The 21,718-nt window shown below is 62.9% G+C and carries 15 protein-coding genes, 1 tRNA gene and 5 pseudogenes; 3 read left to right on the forward strand and 18 right to left on the reverse strand.

The genetic code is table 11. From position 1 onward, the window contains the following. Positions 1–31 precede the first annotated feature (31 nt). Positions 32–996, reverse strand: a pseudogene (locus IMT31_RS13435) (IS3 family transposase); the annotation flags it as partial. 424 nt (positions 997–1,420) lie between these two features. On the opposite strand from IMT31_RS13435, the pseudogene IMT31_RS13440 reads away from it, so the two are divergent. Next, positions 1,421–2,842: pseudogene (locus IMT31_RS13440) on the forward strand (ISL3 family transposase). A gap of 304 nt (positions 2,843–3,146) precedes the next feature. Here the strand turns inward: IMT31_RS13440 and IMT31_RS13445 are convergent. Then, a complete protein-coding gene (locus tag IMT31_RS13445; protein ID WP_413543104.1) occupies positions 3,147–4,568 on the reverse strand; it encodes a purine-cytosine permease family protein in 1,422 nt (473 codons plus the stop codon). An 80-nt stretch (positions 4,569–4,648) separates the two neighbouring features. Further along, on the reverse strand, positions 4,649–5,629 hold the full coding sequence (locus IMT31_RS13450; RefSeq protein ID WP_413543105.1) for a polysaccharide deacetylase family protein: 981 nt from the start codon (positions 5,627–5,629) through the stop codon (positions 4,649–4,651). 201 nt (positions 5,630–5,830) lie between these two features. Between IMT31_RS13450 and IMT31_RS13455 the strand changes: the two genes are divergently transcribed. Beyond that, positions 5,831–7,113, forward strand: a protein-coding gene (locus tag IMT31_RS13455) for an IS3 family transposase (protein ID WP_413543106.1) whose coding sequence is annotated in 2 segments (ribosomal slippage) — positions 5,831–6,134 and positions 6,134–7,113 — 1,284 coding nt in all. Because the reading frame shifts where the segments join, the coding sequence is not laid out codon by codon here. 12 nt (positions 7,114–7,125) lie between these two features. Here IMT31_RS13455 and IMT31_RS13460 read toward each other — a convergent pair. The 14 genes and pseudogenes from IMT31_RS13460 to IMT31_RS13525 form a co-directional block, all read right to left on the reverse strand. Beyond that, positions 7,126–8,458, reverse strand: a pseudogene (locus tag IMT31_RS13460) (IS1380 family transposase). A gap of 218 nt (positions 8,459–8,676) precedes the next feature. Beyond that, positions 8,677–10,296 (reverse strand): sodium:solute symporter family protein, encoded by a 1,620-nt coding sequence (locus IMT31_RS13465; protein WP_413543107.1) that lies wholly within the window; start codon positions 10,294–10,296, stop codon positions 8,677–8,679. A gap of 147 nt (positions 10,297–10,443) precedes the next feature. After that, entirely contained in the window at positions 10,444–11,862 is a 1,419-nt protein-coding gene (locus tag IMT31_RS13470) for an NAD(P)/FAD-dependent oxidoreductase (RefSeq protein WP_413543108.1), read from the reverse strand. A 132-nt stretch (positions 11,863–11,994) separates the two neighbouring features. Next, positions 11,995–12,612 (reverse strand): PucR family transcriptional regulator, encoded by a 618-nt coding sequence (locus IMT31_RS13475; RefSeq protein ID WP_413543109.1) that lies wholly within the window; start codon positions 12,610–12,612, stop codon positions 11,995–11,997. An 81-nt stretch (positions 12,613–12,693) separates the two neighbouring features. Then, positions 12,694–14,106, reverse strand: coding sequence for an IS1380 family transposase (locus IMT31_RS13480; protein WP_413543110.1), 1,413 nt, complete (start codon positions 14,104–14,106; stop codon positions 12,694–12,696). 97 nt (positions 14,107–14,203) lie between these two features. Beyond that, positions 14,204–15,208 carry a PucR family transcriptional regulator ligand-binding domain-containing protein gene (locus IMT31_RS13485; protein ID WP_413543111.1) on the reverse strand — a complete coding sequence of 335 codons (1,005 nt, stop codon included), beginning with the start codon at positions 15,206–15,208 and terminating at the stop codon, positions 14,204–14,206. Between the two features lie 232 nt (positions 15,209–15,440). After that, positions 15,441–16,301 (reverse strand): annotated as a pseudogene (locus IMT31_RS13490) (IS1380 family transposase); the annotation flags it as partial. 123 nt (positions 16,302–16,424) lie between these two features. Beyond that, positions 16,425–16,769, reverse strand: coding sequence for a hypothetical protein (locus IMT31_RS13495; protein WP_413543112.1), 345 nt, complete (start codon positions 16,767–16,769; stop codon positions 16,425–16,427). Then, positions 16,766–17,671, reverse strand: a complete 906-nt coding sequence (locus tag IMT31_RS13500; protein WP_413543113.1) for an RNA polymerase sigma factor — start codon at positions 17,669–17,671, stop codon at positions 16,766–16,768. The genes IMT31_RS13495 and IMT31_RS13500 overlap by 4 nt, the downstream gene beginning before the upstream one ends. 23 nt (positions 17,672–17,694) lie before the next feature. Continuing rightward, positions 17,695–18,141 carry a hypothetical protein gene (locus IMT31_RS13505; RefSeq protein ID WP_413544447.1) on the reverse strand — a complete coding sequence of 149 codons (447 nt, stop codon included), beginning with the start codon at positions 18,139–18,141 and terminating at the stop codon, positions 17,695–17,697. A 561-nt stretch (positions 18,142–18,702) separates the two neighbouring features. After that, positions 18,703–18,900: pseudogene (locus IMT31_RS13510) on the reverse strand (helix-turn-helix domain-containing protein); the annotation flags it as partial. Then, a complete protein-coding gene (locus IMT31_RS13515; protein WP_413543114.1) occupies positions 18,897–20,033 on the reverse strand; it encodes a DUF2637 domain-containing protein in 1,137 nt (378 codons plus the stop codon). The gene IMT31_RS13515 and the pseudogene IMT31_RS13510, both read right to left, overlap by 4 nt. Beyond that, positions 20,030–20,461: a hypothetical protein gene (locus tag IMT31_RS13520; protein ID WP_413543115.1), complete on the reverse strand. Its 432-nt coding sequence runs from the start codon at positions 20,459–20,461 to the stop codon at positions 20,030–20,032. The genes IMT31_RS13515 and IMT31_RS13520 overlap by 4 nt, the downstream gene beginning before the upstream one ends. 494 nt (positions 20,462–20,955) lie before the next feature. Then, positions 20,956–21,234 carry a hypothetical protein gene (locus IMT31_RS13525; RefSeq protein WP_413543116.1) on the reverse strand — a complete coding sequence of 93 codons (279 nt, stop codon included), beginning with the start codon at positions 21,232–21,234 and terminating at the stop codon, positions 20,956–20,958. Between the two features lie 82 nt (positions 21,235–21,316). Here IMT31_RS13525 and IMT31_RS13530 point away from each other — a divergent pair, with 82 nt between their 5' ends. After that, complete coding sequence (locus IMT31_RS13530; RefSeq protein WP_413544431.1) at positions 21,317–21,682, forward strand: helix-turn-helix domain-containing protein; 366 nt, start codon at positions 21,317–21,319, stop codon at positions 21,680–21,682. Here IMT31_RS13530 and IMT31_RS13535 read toward each other — a convergent pair. Continuing rightward, a tRNA-Asn gene (locus IMT31_RS13535) sits at positions 21,644–21,716 on the reverse strand. The genes IMT31_RS13530 and IMT31_RS13535 overlap by 39 nt on opposite strands. Between the last annotated feature and the right edge of the window lie 2 nt (positions 21,717–21,718).

Below are 21,718 nucleotides of genomic sequence, written 5' to 3' on the forward strand. Positions count from 1 at the left end.
GTCGGTGTTGCGACGACCGGTTGAATACGGCTTGCGAGCCTGCATCGCTGTGGCAACGCAAGCCGGTCAGTGTGGTGCCACGGGACCAACGGGCCATCTCGATCGCGTCCAACACCATCGTCGTCCGCATGTGCGAGGCGACCCGCCAGCCCACGATCATGCGCGAGCAGGCGTCGATGATGAAGCACACGTAGGCGACCCCGGCCCAGGTCGGCACGTACGTCAGGTCGGTGACCCACAACTGGTTCGGCGCCTCGGCGATGAACTGTCGGCCCACCAGGTCAGGATGACGAGACACCTCAGGATTCGGTCGGGTGGTCCGTACCGTCTTGGCCCGGCGTACTCCTTCGATCTCCTCGACTCGCATGAGGCGGGCGACCTGGTCACGGCCGATCTCGTGACCGGCGCGTTGGGCTGCCTTCCAGATCTTCCTGGCTCCGTAGACCCGGTAGTTCTCCTCCCACAGCTGCCGCACGACCGGTGCCATCACCGCATCCCGTTTGGCACGCTCAGAGGGCTGGCGGGACTTCGCGGCGTAGTAGGTGCTCGGAGCCACCTGTAGTCCTGCTTGTCGCAGGACAACGCAGATGGGCTCGACCCCGAGCTTGCGGCCATCGACAGCCTCGTATCGGTGGGCGTCGATGAAGGCGACTACCTCTTGTGTTGGCGGTCGAGCTCCGCCCCGAAGAAACTGGCGGCCCGCTTGAGGATCTCGTTAGCCCGACGCAGCTCACGATTCTCCTGCTCCAAGGCCAGCATCCTCGCGGCCTCATCGGTGGTGACGCCCGGGGTGTGGCCGTCATCGATGTCGGCTTGCTTGACCCAGGTCCGGACGGATTCGGTGCCGTAACCCAGTTGTTCGGCGACGCGCTTCACGGTGCCCTGAGTAGTCCCCAACTCGGCGCGCAGCGTGCGCACCATCCGCACCGCTGCGGCTTTCTCCTCCGCGCTGTACCGACGCGTGGTCGGCTGATCCTGCGAGATGTCCTTCGGCATAACCCCATCCTCGTTTCCAAGGTCAGGAGTCTCCAAGAAACCCAGGGCGATTCAAACCTGAAGGACCCGGAAGGTGGGTGATTTCTCTTGGATCCCTGTCACCCAATTAGTCAAGGCATCCAGATGGAGAGTCCTTGAAGGGCAATAACCGTCGCGCTTGCAGCCTTCGACTCATGCTGCGATCACATAGGTAGGTGACCCCGACGCAGGAGCGCCCGGCCAGCAGCGAGCGTTGAGTGAATCATTGGTGCTGTCACTGGGATGGAGGTTTCCCCGCGTCGCCGAACGATGCTAATGAAAGCGGCTCTTCACAAATGAGGGTGTAGCCAGCGATTCCGCGCCGAGCGGCGCGTCGGTGGCTGGATAGGGGTCGAGGCCTTCCGAAGATGGAAGTTCCTACACCACCCATCTGGAAGACCTCGACGTGCTCCACGCTACCTTCGACGACTGTGACCTGACCAAGTTCTGCCGCCTGGACGAGCTCGGCCTTCAAGCCACCGGCCAACGCCTCGAGCCGGGCCGAGCGGTGCTGGCTTGCCGCGTGGTGGAACCGGATGACTGGTGCCATCGTTGCGGGGTCCAAGGCACCCCCAGGGGCACCGTGATCCGTCGGCTGGCGCACGAGCCTCTGGGGTGGCGGCCCACGACCCTGCACGTCACGGTCCGCCGGTATCGGTGCCAGGACTGCGCCCATGTATGGCGTCAGGACACCACCGCCGCGGCCGAGCCCAAGGCCAAGCTCTCCCGCCGCGCGTTGCGCTGGGCGTTGGAGGCCCTGGTCATCCAGCACCTGACCGTGGCGAGGGTCGCCGAGTCGCTGGCGGTGCGGTGGAACACCGCCAACGACGCAGTCCTGGCCGAGGGCCACCGGGTGCTGATCAATGACCCGGCCCGGTTCGACGGGGTCAGTGCGATCGGGGTGGACGAGCACGTCTGGCGCCACACCCGCCGGGGAGACAAGTACGTCACCGTGATCATCGACCTCACCCCACTACGGGCCGGCACCGGCCCGGCCAGGCTGCTGGACATGGTCGAGGGCCGCTCCAAGCAGGTCTTCAAGACCTGGCTGGCCGAGCGCGACCAGGCATGGCGCGACGGGGTTCAGGTCGTGGCGATGGATGGGTTCACCGGGTTCAAGACCGCCGCCGAGGAGGAACTGCCCGAGGCCACCGCCGTCATGGATCCGTTTTATGCCGAGGTCCTGGTTATGCCGATGTCGGTGCTTCTGGCCTGGTGCCGCGGGGATGTAGGTGCCTGGACCTCGGCATAAAACGGATTATTCCGACGTCGGAATAATCCGTTCCACGTAGTCCGGCTCGCCGGGGACGCCGTCGAGAAGTGCCGACGCCGCATCCAGCAGGCCACCCTGGGCCACCGGGGCCGCAAGGACGACCCCCTCTACAAAGCCAGAAGAACGCTACTGACCGGGGCCGATCTACTCACTGACAAGCAGTACACCCGCATCCAGGACGTTCTCACCCCGGATGAGCACGCCGAAGTGGAGGCCACCTGGGCCTAATACCAGCACATGGTCGCCGCCTACCGCCAGAAAGACCGGGCCAAGGGCAAGGCCATGATGCAGAAGGTCATCACCAAGCTCTCCCGCGCAGTGCCCAAGGCCCTGACCGAGTTGACGAGGCTCGGGCGGACCCTGAAGGACCGTGCTGCGGACATCCTGGCCTACTTCGACCTCCCCGGAACCTCCAATGGTCCCAGCGAAGCAATCAACGGCCGACTCGAGCACCTGCGCGGCTCCGCCCTGGGATTCCGCAACATCACGAACTACATCGCCCGATCCCTGCTGGAATCCGGCGGATTCAGACCACTGCTACACCCGGGATTGTGAAGAGCCGAATATGCCCCGGCAATGCGGGCGCTATTCCCCCGGGTACGCCAGATCACCGTCAAGAATGCAGGCCACTGGGTCCACGCCGAACAGCGCGAAGTCTTCACCCAGATCCTCCACCGCTTCCTCAGCACCAACTAACCTAAAACAGGAAACTAGGGGGCTATCCGAAGGTAACAAACGACCGCATCGGCGCCGGAGAGGGCGAGTTGCCATATTCCCAAGAAAGCCTAGAGGGCTGGGTTTCCCGCGAATGAACTGCTTCGCGGGAAACCCAGCCCTCTATCTGTCAACGCTATTGCGATTAGCCGACACGTGCAGCAGACTGCACTAATTCCTGCTCTGGCCGATTCGCCATGCCCTTCGAAATTACGATATGGACTATGAAGGCGATGATTAGTGCTGCCAGCCCCGCCGGGAAGTCCAGCGGGAGTGGCATCCAGTACTGGAAGACTATTCCCAGAACCGCCCCGATAAGGAACGAAATAATTCCAGGCCAGCGTACGGGCGGTAGGTCGTTCGGATGAGCTTCGTCGTACTCCCGGCGACGGACCACATAGAAGTCCGCGAGAATAGGACCTGCAAGAGGCACGAACGCAGCGCCGAGTATCGTGATGAAGTCGGCGAAGAAATAGGAATAGAACCCGAAGGCACCCAGAATAGTTCCGATGATGCCAGCAATGATCACAATCGGGCCGCGGGGAATCCGTTTTCCAACAGCGTTCGCTGAAGCACCTACATACAAAGCGTTGCAGTACAGCTCTGTCATGTTTGTGGTCCACAGCGCGAGAACCCACAGAACGACTCCGAGGATTGTCAGCACCCAACCGCTGGTTACCATCCACGCGATGAAGTTCGCGTCACCAGAAGAGATCTGCGCGGTATAGCCGATGAGGTTCAGCAAGGGGTTAGTCAGGATGAAACAAGCTCCAACCCCGATGAAGACATGTGCCGCGTTCTTCGCGTAACGGAAGATATCAACACCCATGATGACTCCAGCAATCCACGCCCCCATAATGAGGGTAACGCCAGTGCCCACAGAGGTTCCGGCGCGCGTTGCGCCTTCAGACAAGACATTGCCGAAGCCGCCGAATTCATTGACCATCATGAGTACGACAATTATCGCCACAACTAGGATGAACGGAGCAGCCGGTGCAGAAATTCGCTCAAGCGCCACGATTCCTTTCCATGCCGAGTAGGTGAATACCGCCCCCCAGATGAGGGAGAAAATCACGAACTCGAGAGAAAGGTTGTCGAAAACCATGACCCCGGTCCAGCTACCGAAGGCCGCATCAAATATGTCCCCGACCATGCCGACGATGGAAGCGAACCACCCAAGAGTCAGCAACGCCATAATGAACATGGGAAGAACGATTCCCCTGTTCCCATATGAATACCGGGACATCAAGGAGAGATTAAATCCAGTCTTCATTGCCGCGAAACCAAGTAGGAACGTGAGCACCACGAGGATTCCCTGACCAACTACGATCGTTCCCACTGCGCCACTGAACGGCATTCCACCGCCATCATCACTACCAGCTAACTGACCACCCACGATCAGACCGGTTGGCACGTACCCAAATGCTGCCCAGATGACGAACATCGACCACCAGGACCGACGTTCAGTCTTCGGTACCGCTGCAAGCATGTACTCTTCGTGAGACTCGTCGTTCTCTGGGCTTTCCGGATTACTGCCGGATTCAGACTCTACAGGCGTAGATCCCATGATGGGCCTTCTTCCATTTATTAGTTTTATGCACTAGTAGTAACGTGCGAGTGGTTTCGACGTGAACATCGACAGAACCGTTAACGATTCAAGCGGTCTCCAGGAGTGCTGGGACGAGGTACTTGCTCCATGAACTTTTCAGCGATGTCGATCCGACGAGAAAAGACAACCCCTTCTTGCTCTTTGGCCCACTCGATAAACTCCGCCAACGCCTGAGTACGTGCAGGATTTCCCGTGATCCGAGGGTGGAGGCCGATAGACATCATGCGGCCACAATCATCTCCATCGTCAAGCAGTTGCAATACAGAGCGCTTCATGACATCAAGAAAATCCGACGGGGAGCCATATCCGGTGCCAATGACATATCTGCAGTCATTAACTGCAAGAGAATACGGGACAACCATATGTGACTTACCGTTGATGAAAGTCCAGTAAGGGAGATCATCCCCATAGTAGTCCGAGTCGTAAAGGAAACGACCGTCCTCCACGAGAAGTTCACGTGTGTGAACAGACATCTCGCGGCAATACCAACCCTGTGGGCGCAATCCGAGTCTTTCGAAAGACTCCATGGCCATCTCGATCAGATCTTTTTCCTCTTCACGACTGTACTTAAAGTGATCAATCCACCGATAGCCATGTCCGACTAGTTCATCTCCGCGCTCCAGGATCTTACGAGCGACTGCTGGGTTCCGCTCTAACGCAACCGCCGCCCCAAAAACAGTAATAGGCACATTCAAGCGGTCAAAAGTCCGGAACATCCGCCAAATTCCTGCACGAGATCCATATTCATACATCGATTCTTTGGCTAGATCTCTTTGCTCTTCAACATCGAAGGGAAGCTCATGCATTCCGTCATTCTCGCCATCTCCCATAGCGAAGGTCAGCTCTGAACCCTCTTCATAGTTAATGACGATGTTGATGGCAAGCTTTGCATCGTTTTCCCAACGCACAACCGGCGGATTTTCACCATACCCCTGGATCTCACGAGCGGGTCCTGGAACTCCGGCGAGGTCCTCATTGCGATACCAGTGATTTTTCGAGATCTGGTTGGCGGTTGACATAGTTGACTCCTACTCCTTGTTCAGGTCCTCGGCAGCAACTATGCAACGTTCGACAATCGAACCAAGCTGCTCCCCCATGTCTGTCATTCTTATGCTAGTTAGCTATACGTTGCAGATACATTTCAAGCTTCCCACACGCTCTGGCCGTGAATCGCCCTGGGTTTCTTGGAGACTCCTGACCTTGGAAACGAGGATGGGGTTATGCCGAAGGACATCTCGCAGGATCAGCCGACCACGCGTCGGTACAGCGCGGAGGAGAAAGCCGCAGCGGTGCGGATGGTGCGCACGCTGCGCGCCGAGTTGGGGACTACTCAGGGCACCGTGAAGCGCGTCGCCGAACAACTGGGTTACGGCACCGAATCCGTCCGGACCTGGGTCAAGCAAGCCGACATCGATGACGGCCACACCCCGGGCGTCACCACCGATGAGGCCGCGAGGATGCTGGCCTTGGAGCAGGAGAATCGTGAGCTGCGTCGGGCTAACGAGATCCTCAAGCGGGCCGCCAGTTTCTTCGGGGCGGAGCTCGACCGCCAACACAAGAGGTAGTCGCCTTCATCGACGCCCACCGATACGAGGCTGTCGATGGCCGCAAGCTCGGGGTCGAGCCCATCTGCGTTGTCCTGCGACAAGCAGGACTACAGGTGGCTCCGAGCACCTACTACGCCGCGAAGTCCCGCCAGCCCTCTGAGCGTGCCAAACGGGATGCGGTGATGGCACCGGTCGTGCGGCAGCTGTGGGAGGAGAACTACCGGGTCTACGGAGCCAGGAAGATCTGGAAGGCAGCCCAACGCGCCGGTCACGAGATCGGCCGTGACCAGGTCGCCCGCCTCATGCGAGTCGAGGAGATCGAAGGAGTACGCCGGGCCAAGACGGTACGGACCACCCGACCGAATCCTGAGGTGTCTCGTCATCCTGACCTGGTGGGCCGACAGTTCATCGCCGAGGCGCCGAACCAGTTGTGGGTCACCGACCTGACGTACGTGCCGACCTGGGCCGGGGTCGCCTACGTGTGCTTCATCATCGACGCCTGCTCGCGCATGATCGTGGGCTGGCGGGTCGCCTCGCACATGCGGACGACGATGGTGTTGGACGCGATCGAGATGGCCCGTTGGTCCCGTGGCACCACACTGACCGGCTTGCGTTGCCACAGCGATGCAGGCTCGCAATTTACGTCCATTCGCTATGGGGAGCGGCTGGCCGAGATTGGTGCGGTGCCCTCGATCGGCACCGTGGGAGATAGCTATGACAATGCCCTGGCCGAGACGGTGAATGGCTACTACAAGGCCGAGCTGATCCGTGGCCCGGCCCGTGAGGGCCGCCCGTGGAAGACCGTCGAGGACGTCGAGCTCGCCACCCTCAGCTGGGTCCACTGGCACAACCAGACCCGCCTGCACGGCTATCTGAATGACGTGCCGCCAGCAGAGTTCGAGGAAACGCTCTACGCTACGAAACGGACCGACCAGGCCCTGGTCGGAATCCAATAGAACGAGTCTCCATCAAACCCAGGGCGATTCACTGGAAGCGATCCGGGCTGGAACGGCAACGAGTTTGGCTCGGATGGTGCCGGTGCGGGCTTGGGTGAAGGTCCCGGCGGCGAGGATCCCGGCTGCCCGTGTGAGGTTGTAGGCCATGACCGCGCAGGCCAGCCATGCACTGTTGGCCCAGAAGTGGCCGGAGGGCAGGTGGGCCAGGGCACTGTCCTTGAGATCGGCGTTGACCTGCTCGATGATGGCGTGCTGCCGGTGAGTGGCATCGGCGGCCACGGTATCCAGGACTTCGGGATCGGTGGTGGTGAAGAAAGCGTGGAACCGGTGGGAGTCGAACAGCGTCGGCTGCCCGTGGCCGTGCTTCGGGGTTCAGCTCGGGGATCTTGCGCACCACCAGACGCCCCGGGATCCGCTCGGCCTTCTTTCGGGATGTGAAGGCGGTGAAGGGCACCTCGGCTACCTCGGCCTTCGAGGTCCAGGTGCCGGTGTCCTCGTCGAAGATCGCCTGCGGGTACTTGATGCCGGTCCAGGTCTTGTCGTCGATGGTGGCGATGGCGGCTTTGACGGCCTTGTCCATCCGCACGGTGACGGAGACATCGGCCCCCGCGGTGAGCGCGGCGGCCACGGTGGGGTGTCCGTAGAAGGCTGAATCAGCGCGAACCAGTACCCGGGTGCCAGCGGCCGGAGGCATTCGCTTCAGAGTGGACAGGGCCTCGGAGACGAACCGGGAGGCCCCTCGTGGGGAACCGGCACTTCCCTTGCGCAGCCGCTGGCCCAGGATCACCGGGGCCGTATCGGCGGTGCTGGCGGTGGCCAGCAGCGCGTTGAGCCCGCGGACCCCGGAGTACCCGTACCCGGAGCCCTGCTTCTGGTAACCGTGGACCTCGATGATCGTGTCGTCCACGTCAACAAACACCAACCCTGGGTCGGAATCGGCAGCGGCCGGAGCACCCAGTAGCGGGGCCCGGTCAGCCAGCCCTGCCAGGAAACGAGAGGCGACCGCGTCGAGCTGCCGGACGTGCCCGAAGGTGAAGGAGCGTAGGAACGAACCCAGCGTCGACGGCGCATAACAGGCGTTGAAGAGCCGCTTCATCGCCCCATGGCGCAGGATGGCCATATCCTCGATGCTGTCCGCGCCGGCGCACATCCCGGCTACCAGAGCCGATACTTTCGCCCCGGCATTGGCACCCTTGTCCGTCGGCACCGTCAACTGTCTGCCGGCCAGCGAGTGCAAGCCCGATTCTCGAGCCAGTTCCATCACCGGCACCAGCCCCGCGGAGCCGACAATATTGGGCTCGTCGAAGGAAACTGACAGGGCTGATCGGGTGTGGGAAACTTGCATCTACGAGATGCCCTCTCATCGCGGTGGAACGGAACCTTAGACAAGTCCCATTCTCCCCGGTCAGACGGGCATTTCGTCTTTAATTACGTCCCCCCGATCAACGCAACGATCGGTGGATCAAGGCTAAGCGACAAGGGCTGGGAAGCATGGGCGCTTGTCGCTTACGAGGGTGAGTCCTGCGGGATGCCCATTATCTGAAGGGACTCCCGCGCTAGGGATTACAGCGCTGTCTCCATGGGGATCACGTAGAACCACACCAGTGCGCCCATGACTGCGACCATGGTGACCGCGGAGATGCCAAGGTAGACCTTGGTTTTGCGGACTTCCACGGTGCTGGTATCTGCGGCGGACGGCTTGCTGATCGAGTCCAGAAAGGCCAGGCCCTGTGGGTCGGGGGTGGACGACGCGTTGCCGATCAGGATGCCGATCACACTAGCCGCAAGGGCCACGAGCACCGGGTTCAGCAGAGTCGGGAGCTCAACGCCGCCGAAGGTCGACAGCCCTTCCAGCACCAGAAGTGTCACGCCACCGAGAATCATGCCGTAGAACGCTCCAGGCTCGGTCATCTTTCGACTCTGCGTGCTGGCTATGGCCACGATTCCCCATGCCGCGGCGAAGAAACTGGCTGCCATATAACCGATCGACAGAACCGTTGGTGAAGCCACGTAGGTGATGGCCAGAACCACGAACCCGATGACGACCATTGACCACCGAGATTCCTTCAATCCTTCGGCCCCGGCTTCATCGGCGGGTTGCTTCCGAGTCAGCCACGGGATGACGTCTTGGACGGCGCTAAACCCAACAAGGGACAGGAACGTCGAGGCGGAGGACAGCCCTGCTGCCATCACGCCGGTGACCGCGAGGATCCCCAGCCACAGTGGCATGACGTTCTGTCCGGCCCAGATGAATACGATCTCGGTTGGCTCGATGTTCGGGTTGATCAAGTTCACGGCGTAGGACCCGAAGACCAAGAAGACGTAGAAGGCGATGATCACGACCATCGCAATGGCACCGGAACGAATGGCCACGTGACCGGTCTTGGCCATCATGTATCGGCTGGACTGCCACGGGCTGACTGCGACCACGAACATCCAGACCAGGCCAAAGACGAGGAAGTAGAGCAGCGAGTCCAGCGGTGTGGTCAGGGCGGACTCGGGTCCGATGTCACCGTGCCACATCAGCCCCTCCCGCCACTGCGGGTCGGCGGCCATGGTGGAGACTACATTGTCCACTCCTCCAGCGGCGTGCATGACCACCAACAGGCCGCCGACGCCGGCGACCATGAATAGAAAGAACATCAGGGTGTCGGTCACGATCACGCCCTTGGACCCGGACACGATGGTGAAGGTCGTAAAAGCGACCCAGACGATGAGCAGCAAGACGGCCTCGTTCAGGCCTGTGATATTCGCCAGGACCAGAGTCAAGCCGCGGGTCACTGCCACCAGGTACAGGCCGATGCCGACAAGTACCATCAATCCGGCCACGCCTTGTAGTCGCCTGGAGTTGTACCGGCGGCCGAAGAACTCCGGGACGGTGAGTGACTCAGCCCTGCGAAGGTACCGGCCAAAAAGGAAAACGCCGAGCAGGTAACCGCCTTGGGCCAGCGGGGCGATCAGAAGGATCAACCACGGGAATCCCTCGTAGGAGAAGCCAGCTTCCCCCATCATCGCAACCGTGGACAGGTAGGACGCGACCAGGGTGCCCACTACGAGGGCGACGCCGGCGCTGCGGCCGGAGACGAAATAGTCGGCCTTGTTCTTCACGCTGCGGCTCATGTAAACCCCGACAGCGATGAAGAGTGCGAACGCTACGAAGATGGCTACGGTATAGACGTTCATCGTCCACCGCCCCGAACATCCTTGTTCAGCCTCTGCCAGCTCCACACGATGATCGCTAGGGGGATCAGGCCGGTGTAGAGCACGGGGAATAGGATTTCAAGCAAATCCATGGGTCTGCCTTTCACATGTGACCGTCGTCGGTGAGGCTCAACGCCCCGCAACGGCGGAGGCGGCCTTGGCCAAGAACGATGTCTTTCCGGAGGAAGAGCGAGATTCGAGCGCGTCGGCTGCCCCATAGACCCGGTAAAGGGCCGAGGCTCCGAACCAGCGGATTGGTTCCGGTTCCCATTTCCGCGCTGACCGATCGATCCAGCCCAGACGCGTCAGGTGGGAATCCCGCCCCAGGATGAAGTCCGCCAGTGTCCGGCCGGCCAGGTTAGTGGCGGACACACCGTGGCCGACGTACCCGCCGGCCATCCCGACGCCCGTGGCGGAATCGTAGGAAACGGTGCCTGACCAGTCTCGCGGGACGCCCAGGATGCCAGTCCATGATTGAGCAATCGGCGTCTGCGCGACTCCGGGGAAGAGGGCGTGCAGCCGCTCAATCAGCTGAGTGATGGCTTGCTGGTTCGTCCGTCCGTCCCAGTCAAAGGATGACCGGAAATTGTAGGGGACACCTCGGCCGCCTAAGGCAATCCGGCGGTCGTCAGTTCGTTGCATGTAGGTGAAGCTGTGGGCCGCATCGCCGAGGGTCTCGGCCCCGGACCAAGCGACGGACTCCCATGCACCATCGTCCAGGGGCTCAGTGATGATCATGCTGCTATTCATCGGCAGCATGCGACGTCCTTGGCCGGAGATCCGAGAGAGGTATCCCTCCAGGGCAATGATGACGTGCTTGGCCCGGACCTTGCCGCGGTCGGTTTCCACCCGGTGCGGTCCGAACTCGGTGGCGGTCGTGTCCTCGTAAATGGTGCCCCCGAGAGATTCAACGACGTCGGCGAGGCCGCGGACGAGGCGGGCGGGATCCACCCGCGCTGCATGGGGAGTGAAGAAAGCCCCGACGCCCCCGGCGATTCGGACTCGCTCACTGAGCTCTGCGGCGCTCAGCAACGTCATGTCCTCGGCGGGCCACCCCCAGTCGGCAGAAGCACGCACCCTCTCGCGCAAACGGCTCATCTGGGCCGAGTTCGTGGCAAAGTACAACAGTCCGTCTTTGCGGATCGAGGCGTCGATGCCGTGCTGGTCAGCTACTGCAATGACTTCGTCGATCGTGGAGAACATTTCTTGCTGCAGTCTTAAGGCCGCTTCCTTGCCCTGACTGGCCGCGTACTGGTCCATCTTTCCCGGGGGCTCGGCGCTGAACCAGCCACCGTTCCGTCCAGAAGCACCGAACCCGGCGTACTCCTGCTCCACGAGGGTCACTGAGAGGCCGGGATCTGCTTGCAACAGATAGTAAGCAGTCCAGAGCCCGGTGAATCCGGCGCCGACGATGACGACGTCCGTTTCTGTGTCCCCCGCGAGGGGAGAACGCCGCTGGACCGGTCCGAGCTGGTCCATCCAAAAGGACACGTTGCCGTTGATGCGGGGCCAGGAAGAGGCCGGGCCGGACGAATGCGGTGCACGCAATGCGGGCTCCTCGGTTTTTGATGACGTGGTCGATGTCTGTGTGCTAGATCACCCACCATCCCACTCATTCGATCCGTCGGCCATTAGCCCGTGGTCGAACTCGTAAGCTCTATTTGTGCACCGGGATAAGTGTCAGCCGCTGGGGCGCCCTACGAGTCGATACGACTTGATCGCGAGAAACAACTCGGTCTGGTCGGCCAGGTCGCCGAGCATGCGGCCTGTGATCTGCTCGATGCGACCAAGCCGATACGCCAGAGTCTGCCGGTGAATTCCCAGGAATTCGGCGGTCTGCTTGACGGAGCGGTTATGGTAAAACCACGTGGCCAACGTCGTAACCAGTTCGGTCCCGTGGGCATCGTCGTAGGCGAAGAGCGATCCGAGGGTCCACTGGACCAATGCCTGGCCTTCGGCCACGGTACGCGGCAGCAACGGCGACCGGGACCGCCCGTAGACCACGACGCCGCCCCCCTTCGCCTGCGCAGCTTCCAGACCCCACTTTGCCTCCCGGAGCGCGTCCGTTGCTTCCCGATGGGTGGAGAACGTCTCACTGAGGCCAGCCTGCAACCCAGGATCTTCAGCCAGGCCCAGGAAAGTTTCGTCGAGGTGCGCGGCAGGGGCGATCACCACAATGGTCGCCCCCACTGTCCCGACCAGATAGGGGATGCCGCGGCGCGCTAAGCCTCGATCCACCGACGCGCGTTGGGGCGTGGCGTTGATTCCGTAAGTCCTGGGTGCGCCGGTCTTGGGCATGCCCGTGTGGCCGGCCTCGCTGCCGGTGATGTTCCACTGTGGTTCCTCGGGTCTGGCCGTTGACCGGCTGGTGGACTGGTTCTACGCGGTCTTTGGTGGCGGGCGGATGGCGGTGAAAAGCCGCTCGAAGGATTGCTGCCAGGGCCAGGACTCGGGTAGTCGGATCCGGATCCGCCGGGCGCTGGAAGCGATCCGGGCTGGAACGGCAACGAGTTTGGCTCGGATGGTGCCGGTGCGGGCTTGGGTGAAGGTCCCGGCGGCGAGGATCCCGGCTGCCCGTGTGAGGTTGTAGGCCATGACCGCGCAGGCCAGCCATGCACTGTTGGCCCAGAAGTGGCCGGAGGGCAGGTGGGCCAGGGCACTGTCCTTGAGATCGGCGTTGACCTGCTCGATGATGGCGTGCTGCCGGTGAGTGGCATCGGCGGCCACGGTATCCAGGACTTCGGGATCGGTGGTGGTGAAGAAAGCGTGGAACCGGTGGGAGTCGAACAGCGTCGGCTGCCCGTGGCCGTGCTTCGGGTTCAGCTCGGGGATCTTGCGCACCACCAGACGCCCCGGGATCCGCTCGGCCTTCTTTCGGGATGTGAAGGCGGTGAAGGGCACCTCGGCTACCTCGGCCTTCGAGGTCCAGGTGCCGGTGTCCTCGTCGAAGATCGCCTGCGGGTACTTGATGCCGGTCCAGGTCTTGTCGTCGATGGTGGCGATGGCGGCTTTGACGGCCTTGTCCATCCGCACGGTGACGGAGACATCGGCCCCCGCGGTGAGCGCGGCGGCCACGGTGGGGTGTCCGTAGAAGGCTGAATCAGCGCGAACCAGTACCCGGGTGCCAGCGGCCGGAGGCATTCGCTTCAGAGTGGACAGGGCCTCGGAGACGAACCGGGAGGCCCCTCGTGGGGAACCGGCACTTCCCTTGCGCAGCCGCTGGCCCAGGATCACCGGGGCCGTATCGGCGGTGCTGGCGGTGGCCAGCAGCGCGTTGAGCCCGCGGACCCCGGAGTACCCGTACCCGGAGCCCTGCTTCTGGTAACCGTGGACCTCGATGATCGTGTCGTCCACGTCAACAAACACCAACCCTGGGTCGGAATCGGCAGCGGCCGGAGCACCCAGTAGCGGGGCCCGGTCAGCCAGCCCTGCCAGGAAACGAGAGGCGACCGCGTCGAGCTGCCGGACGTGCCCGAAGGTGAAGGAGCGTAGGAACGAACCCAGCGTCGACGGCGCATAACAGGCGTTGAAGAGCCGCTTCATCGCCCCATGGCGCAGGATGGCCATATCCTCGATGCTGTCCGCGCCGGCGCACATCCCGGCTACCAGAGCCGATACTTTCGCCCCGGCATTGGCACCCTTGTCCGTCGGCACCGTCAACTGTCTGCCGGCCAGCGAGTGCAAGCCCGATTCTCGAGCCAGTTCCATCACCGGCACCAGCCCCGCGGAGCCGACAATATTGGGCTCGTCGAAGGAAACTGACAGGGCTGATCGGGTGTGGGAAACTTGCATCTACGAGATGCCCTCTCATCGCGGTGGAACGGAACCTTAGACAAGTCCCATTCTCCCCGGTCAGACGGGCATTTCGTCTTTAATTACGTCCCCCCGATCAACGCAACGATCGGTGGATCAAGGCTAAGCGCCATTGGAGGTCCTCCAGAGGCAGACCGTGCTCACGCATCCACATGCCCACCCGCCACGGAGAGTGGTGTAACCCAGCTGACTCGAACTCGGGTGTGAGCAGTTCGCTATCCGATCCCCCGTCGCGTAGGTGAGAGATCACTACCTGGCCCGATTCCCGGATCCGTAAGGCCTCGGCCTCCAGCCGCTGTACAAAGATGGACACGATGGTCGCCGCGTGTTCCAGTACCGTGAGCTCCGTGCCGTCGCGGTCATCCATGGGCGTCGCCACGAGGATCAATGTCGCGGTCGGATCTAGCGGCAGGACCGTGGCCTTGGACACGCCGACTTCCACCCTTGCGTAAGCCGGCAATCGTCCCGACGCCCCAGTGCCAACATTGCGAAGGGCGGCCGCCACGTCCTCGGCCGCACCGGTCCAGGACCCCTCAACCAGTATTTCTCCGGACCGCCGGCTGATAACAGCCAGACGGGTGTGGGTCTCCCGTTCCAGTTTGCCCATCAGGCCGGACTCGTCCAGATCACCGCTGAGGGTCGACCGTAACAGGTCATACATGCGCACAATCCGGCGCAACTGCCGTCCCGAGCCGTGGCTGTTCAAATCCGCCACCGTTCGAGAAATCAGCACCCACGGCACTGAGTAGCCTGCCTCCAACACCGGAAAGTCCAGCTGGTCGGCCACTGTGGCAGCATCCGGGGCCAATGGCGGGCTCATTCCCTCCCCCAGGACGATGCCGGCGACACCGGTGCGGGACAGTGCACGCAGTGACTCGACTTGCCCGTGCGGATCGGGCGGGAAGCTCGAACCGGTGGACAGGAGGAGGTCGCCGGTGCCGATCCATTCCCAGGGCCGATCTTGTTCGCATGACTGGGCCCATAGCACCGTCCTGCGCCCTCCAGCGCTGCCGGCTAAGTACCGCATTCTTAACTGGGGATGACCGATCAGGTCGTCGACGGAAACCGTGTTGGAGGTCATGAGGCGATGCTATGCGCCGCTCGGTGACTCCCCTCGAAACCTTGTGGGAGTCTTAGCCTCGATCCACCGACGCGCGTTGGGGCGTGGCGTTGATTCCGTAAGTCCTGGGTGCGCCGGTCTTGGGCATGCCCGTGTGGCCGGCCTCGCTGCCGGTGATGTTCCACTGTGGTTCCTCGGGTCTGGCCGTTGACCGGCTGGTGGACTGGTTCTACGCGGTCTTTGGTGGCGGGGTGCCGGTGTCCTCGTCGAAGATCGCCTGCGGGTACTTGATGCCGGTCCAGGTCTTGTCGTCGATGGTGGCGATGGCGGCTTTGACGGCCTTGTCCATCCGCACGGTGACGGAGACATCGGCCCCCGCGGTGAGCGCGGCGGCCACGGTGGGGTGTCCGTAGAAGGCTGAATCAGCGCGAACCAGTACCCGGGTGCCAGCGGCCGGAGGCATTCGCTTCAGAGTGGACAGGGCCTCGGAGACGAACCGGGAGGCCCCTCGTGGGGAACCGGCACTTCCCTTGCGCAGCCGCTGGCCCAGGATCACCGGGGCCGTATCGGCGGTGCTGGCGGTGGCCAGCAGCGCGTTGAGCCCGCGGACCCCGGAGTACCCGTACCCGGAGCCCTGCTTCTGGTAACCGTGGACCTCGATGATCGTGTCGTCCACGTCAACAAACACCAACCCTGGGTCGGAATCGGCAGCGGCCGGAGCACCCAGTAGCGGGGCCCGGTCAGCCAGCCCTGCCAGGAAACGAGAGGCGACCGCGTCGAGCTGCCGGACGTGCCCGAAGGTGAAGGAGCGTAGGAACGAACCCAGCGTCGACGGCGCATAACAGGCGTTGAAGAGCCGCTTCATCGCCCCATGGCGCAGGATGGCCATATCCTCGATGCTGTCCGCGCCGGCGCACATCCCGGCTACCAGAGCCGATACTTTCGCCCCGGCATTGGCACCCTTGTCCGTCGGCACCGTCAACTGTCTGCCGGCCAGCGAGTGCAAGCCCGATTCTCGAGCCAGTTCCATCACCGGCACCAGCCCCGCGGAGCCGACAATATTGGGCTCGTCGAAGGAAACTGACAGGGCTGATCGGGTGTGGGAAACTTGCATCTACGAGATGCCCTCTCATCGCGGTGGAACGGAACCTTAGACAAGTCCCATTCTCCCCGGTCAGACGGGCATTTCGTCTTTAATTACGTCCCCCCGATCAACGCAACGATCGGTGGATCAAGGTTAAAGCAGGCCGGCCAGGAACACGAACCCGATACCCCACACCACCAGCACCAGCACCGCCAGCAGCCCGACCCCAACCCGACCTATCCCGGACTGCATCCACTCCGGCACACGGGCCTGCACGCGTTCGGGCAGCGGCTGGTCGAGTTGCCGATCGACGATCACCCCGACCAGTGCCCAGAACCGTGCCCGTGCAGCGGCCACCCGACCGGACAGTCCCCGCCGCTTTCGCCGGGCCGGCTCATCAACCTGATCAACCGGATCCGGCACGCTCTGCAGCCACCCCGGCTCCACCCGACTCGTCGCGGCGTCCTGAACCACGTCGTCTTCCCGCACGGCGTTCACGCTCCCTCCGCTCGGACCCGAGTCCTGCGCTCAGGCATCCTGTGCACCTGCCCATTCCGGCCAGCGCTGGTGGTCTGGGATGAACGTGGTCTCTGACGGCGAGCGATCACGGTCGCAGCCACGTGCAACAGGTGACGGGTCGCGGCCAAGTACTGACGACTCGTGGAATGACTGAAACCCGTGGCCTGCATCACGTGACCCACGCTCACGTCCTCGAGCCGGCCCCCCGCATGGGCGCACGCCATCGCGGTCTGCCGGATCCACTGGCCCGTCTCGCCCTCGTCCGGCAGACACTCGATCAACGCCCGCATCGTCACCGGGGCCTCCGATTCCGACAATGCCTGGGCACGGACCACGACCTGGCAGCAGCGCAACAGCTCCCGCCTCGACTCCCGCAACGCGTCCGGTGCCACCCCCAGTGCCCGGGACGCCACTCCCAGATCGTCACCGAAGACCAACACCAGGGCCAACGCCCTCGCGGTGGCCTCCCGGGAGACGATCACGTCCTCGACCACGGACAACACCTTCGAGACCCGCTGACGGGCGTGCAGGGCCTCGACCGTGGCCTCCGCATGATCCACCTGGGTCAGGGATGCCGAGGACATCACCCGAGACGTCGCGATGTCCTCGGCCCGGTCCTGGATCACCCGGTCCCGCTGCAATGAACGCACATGGTCGATCGCCCGCCGACGGGCGATGGTCACCACCCACGCGTGCAGGGACCCCTTGGCCGGATCGAACCGGGCCCGCACCCGCCACGCGGACTCCCACGTCTGCTGCAGCACGTCGTCCACGACCTCCACCGAGGCCATAGACCCCAGCACGGACCACACCACCGGACGCACCTGCTGGACCATCCCGGCCAGCACCTCGCCATCCACAGTGGTCTGCACCTCGGGCATACTCTCGTCCCCCCTCCTGATCGTCATCCCACGCCCAGTCGCTGACGCAGACGCGGCGGCAGAGCCTCAAACTCCGCGTCCGACAACTCCCGGTCCATCGGCTCGGCTGGGACCAGGCGGTCCTCGAGTCGGCATTGGTGACAGTCCTCGGGATCCGTGATCCCGGTATGGTCCTCGTTCCGGCAGGCCACCGGCACCCGACCACCGGACACCGGTCCCGAGCCCGCGGCGTTCACCGGACCAGGGCCGCCCATTGCCGGATGGGCCACGGCCCGGGCCGGCCACCGCCGTGCGGCGGCCTCCAGCACCCCGTCCAAGTCCCGCAGCAGGGCGCTGGCCACGTACGCGGTGGGACGGGACACCGGGCCGGTGGCTCGGTCCAGGACGACATCGACGACCACGGGAAGGTCCTTGACGGTGGCGATCCCGGTGAGGGCTGGGACCAGCTCGAAGAGCTGGTCCAGCCTCACCGCCCGATGGATCCTCGGATCATCGTCATCATCCATCCTCACCGGTCGGCCGGGTCGCGTGTCCGCGTCCTGATGATGATTGATCTGATGGTTAATCCGCGCGCGTTCCCTTAAAGGCACCTCACCCTGATTTGCGTGTGAGTCGTGCACTGGATTGCGTGTGAGTAACTCAGGCGCAGAATCTGCACGTCGCGTGGTTCCGGGGTCCACGGACTCAGGTGCAAGATCTGCGTCTCGCGTGTTCTCGGCCTTCACGGACTCACCTGCAGGATTTGCGTGTCGCATGACCTCGGGGGTGCTGGACTCAGGTGCAGGATCTGCGTGTCGCGTGGTTCTGGGGGTCCACGACTTACGTGCAGGACTTGCGTGTCGCGTGCTCTCGCGTGTGCGAGCGGACCGCTTGTCCAGCCGGGCAACCTTCTCAGCATCCCTGGCTGCCCGCTCCGAGGCGAAGGGCTCCAGCCGCATCAGTGCCTCGACGGCCTCCTCATGCAGGTGGTAGCGAACTCCGATCCGTCCACGGCCCTTGCCGTACTCGCTCTCGACCGAGATCAGCTCAAGCTCTCGCAGCCGCTTCACCTGAGACGACACGGTCCGCAGGGACTGATTCGAGTCCAACGCCAGGGTCTCCTGCGAGGGAAAGCACGACCACCGTTCATCGGCGTGATCGGCCATGAGCATCAGCACCAGGATCTCCCCGGGCTTGAGCACCCCTGACTTGCCGCATTGACGTGCCCAGTTCGACGCTTCGTGACTCATGCCTGCCGCTCCTCACGCTCGTCCTCGACCTCTTCCACGCCCTCCGGGCCGTGGGCGGCTGTCGGTGCCTCGAACACCTCGGGATGCTTATCCCTGAGCCTTGCCAAGTGCCTTCGCCAGGTCCGATCCGACTTCCCGAACTGCTCAGTCACCATCGATGCGGTAACCTCCACCCCGGCGGCAGTCTGCTCTTCCACGAACGTGGCCAGCCGGGCCATCTCTGTACTGTCCTTAGTGGCGCCGCTCGGAGTCGCCTGTTCCGGGGTCGGGACGGCACGCAGCTGGCTCGTGGTCCGCGCCGGACCCGACGCCGCTCGGGCGTGGTCCGTGGACCGCTGGGGTGGCTCCGGCGAGCTGGACGGTGTCTGCTCGTCTGTGGTGCTGGCGGTCTTCACGGCCAGCTCACGCCGTGCACGGATGACCTCGATCTGCGTACGGTGCTCCTCGCGATCCAGCTCCGCATCACGGGCAGCCATCTCCCGCTCGTGCTCCATCTGCGCCTGAGCCTGCTCCTGCTCGAAACGCAGCCGAGCCATGTGCTGCTCGTGCTCAACACGGGCCTTGTCCATCCGGACCTGCTCACGCAGCTCCGCCCGCCTCGACTCCGGGTTCTCCACCGCAACCCGGGACAGCTGCTCGGTGGCCACGAAGATCGCCACCGGCACCATCCCGGCGATCACGGTCCCGACGATCCCGTGCCACGCCTGATCCTGCGGGGCCGCCCACGCATGGGCACCGTTGGCGAACACCGACAGCGCAGTGAACGTCCCCAACGCCGCCCAGGAAGCCACGGTGCTCTCCGCACGGGCCTTGTGCACCAGTACAGAAGCCGAGTACACGATCAAGGCCAGATCAATGAACACCGGCACCGCCCACCACATGAACGGCGGCAGCCCCAACCATTCAGCGACCTGGTACAGGGCGGCGAACGAGATCGCGAAGGCCACGAGACCGGCGATGATCACACCGGCCACGACGAACCGGATGAACCGGGCATCGTCCGGGTTGACTCTCTTGGTACTCCGACCCCGCCTAGTCACGGCAGGGGCATCCTGGATCATGCCCTCGGGCACGGCATCACCTGTTGCGACCGCGGCCGAGGGGATGACCGGTTCCAGACTCGATTGATTCATCGGTTCGCCTCCGCTCCGGCCAGCAGACGGTCCAGCTCATCCACCGTGTCCTGCAAATTGGAACGCAGCTCGACCCCGTTCTCCCCGTCCAGACGAGTCTTCAACTGGGCCAGCACGTACGTCAGCGTCCTCACGGTCCGCGCGGCTGTGAATGCCGCCTCGTGCAAACGCTCGTCCGGGACCGAGGACTCATCCGTCAACGGAGAGACCAGACCGGCCACCTGAGAGGCCAGCTTGATCGTCATCGGCAGCACAGCCGAGCCGCTTCCATCGAACTCGCGCAACACCCGAGAGACCCGCTCCTTCTCCGCACCGGCCCTCGCATCCATGTCCAGGGGAGTGATGCCGAAGTCAGCGGCCGGCCGATCCAGCACGTCCTCGTCCAGTACGTCCTCGATCGAGGACTGACCGGGCAGAGGCTCCGGCACCGTCTCAGATGAGTCCTCGTGGATAGCGGGTTCTGGCGGGGGAGTGGATCGAGCTTGCTGGCGCGCAGCGTAGGTCTTTCCGTTCACCCCAAGGATGGACTGCTGAGACTTGTTCCTCACATCGGTGGTCCCCGGAGTTGAATCACCTACCGTCCCAGCTGGGACATTAGATGGGCTCAGAGAACGTTGAACTGTTCCTCGGCCCAGATCTGTGGCCGTGGCGATCGCCCTCACGCTCATTCCTGCGCCGCGCATCTCAGCGATCACCTGGGGTCGATCTTCCAGAGGTGGGCGAAGGCTGAGGTTTCCGAATTCGCGGGTTACATACTCATCCCACGACTCGTAGCCGAGGGCCATCCAAGCGCGACCACGGTACGCGGTTTTGATCAGTTCATAGATACCTTCGAGGCCTGCCCGGATCTTGTCGGTGAGGTCACGGGCGGCCTGTGAGGTCAAGGCCGCCGTGGGGGCGACGCCGGTTGTTGCTTCCGTTGTCATGCCGAAACCCCCTGCTGATTGATGCCCACGAGTTCGTCCAGGCCGGCCGTTAGGGTGGAGTAGGGCACCTTGAGGTAGGCGGCAAGGTCCATGAGTTCACCTGTTCTGAAGTCGACCTTGCCGGTCATCCGATTGGTGAACCCCGCTGGAGTCATGTCCAGATGAGCAGCGGCTTCGGTTTGACTGCTGTCATTCCGTCCAAGCTCTGCTGCGATATTGGCCCGCAGGCGCTGCCGATAAGTCACCATGCGCCACACCGTATGTGCTGACGTCATGTGAATCAAGCAGACTTTTACGTCACAACATAAAGTTTGCTTTGGCGTTGAGTTGGATTCGCTGGGTTGATACGCTCCACTTATGACCGCACGCAGTGTTGAAGTTGAATCGCAAAGTGTCCTACTAGGCCGGGAGATAAGGGCCTGGTTGGTCCGGCGCGACTTGAAGCAGTCCGATATCGCGGATGTTTTGGGCATCGTCCAGAGCGGTGTGTCTCATCGCTTGCGCGGGCGGACGCCGTTCACATTCGATCAGCTGATACTCATCGCGGGGTTACTCGACGTCAGCTTGGCCGAGTTGCTACCTGCTGAAGTGCTACACGCGAAAGGTCCCCGCCCTGCTGTGCAGGACGAGGACCTTCGTGAGCCGATTGCGGCTCTCACAACTGAAGCTTCCAAGACTTCGAAGCTCCCCCGGCTGGATTCGAACCAGCAACCCTTCGATTAACAGTCGAATGCTCTGCCAATTGAGCTACGGGGGACT

Source organism: Citricoccus nitrophenolicus (assembly GCF_047305825.1).
Taxonomy (GTDB): domain Bacteria; phylum Actinomycetota; class Actinomycetes; order Actinomycetales; family Micrococcaceae; genus Citricoccus; species Citricoccus nitrophenolicus.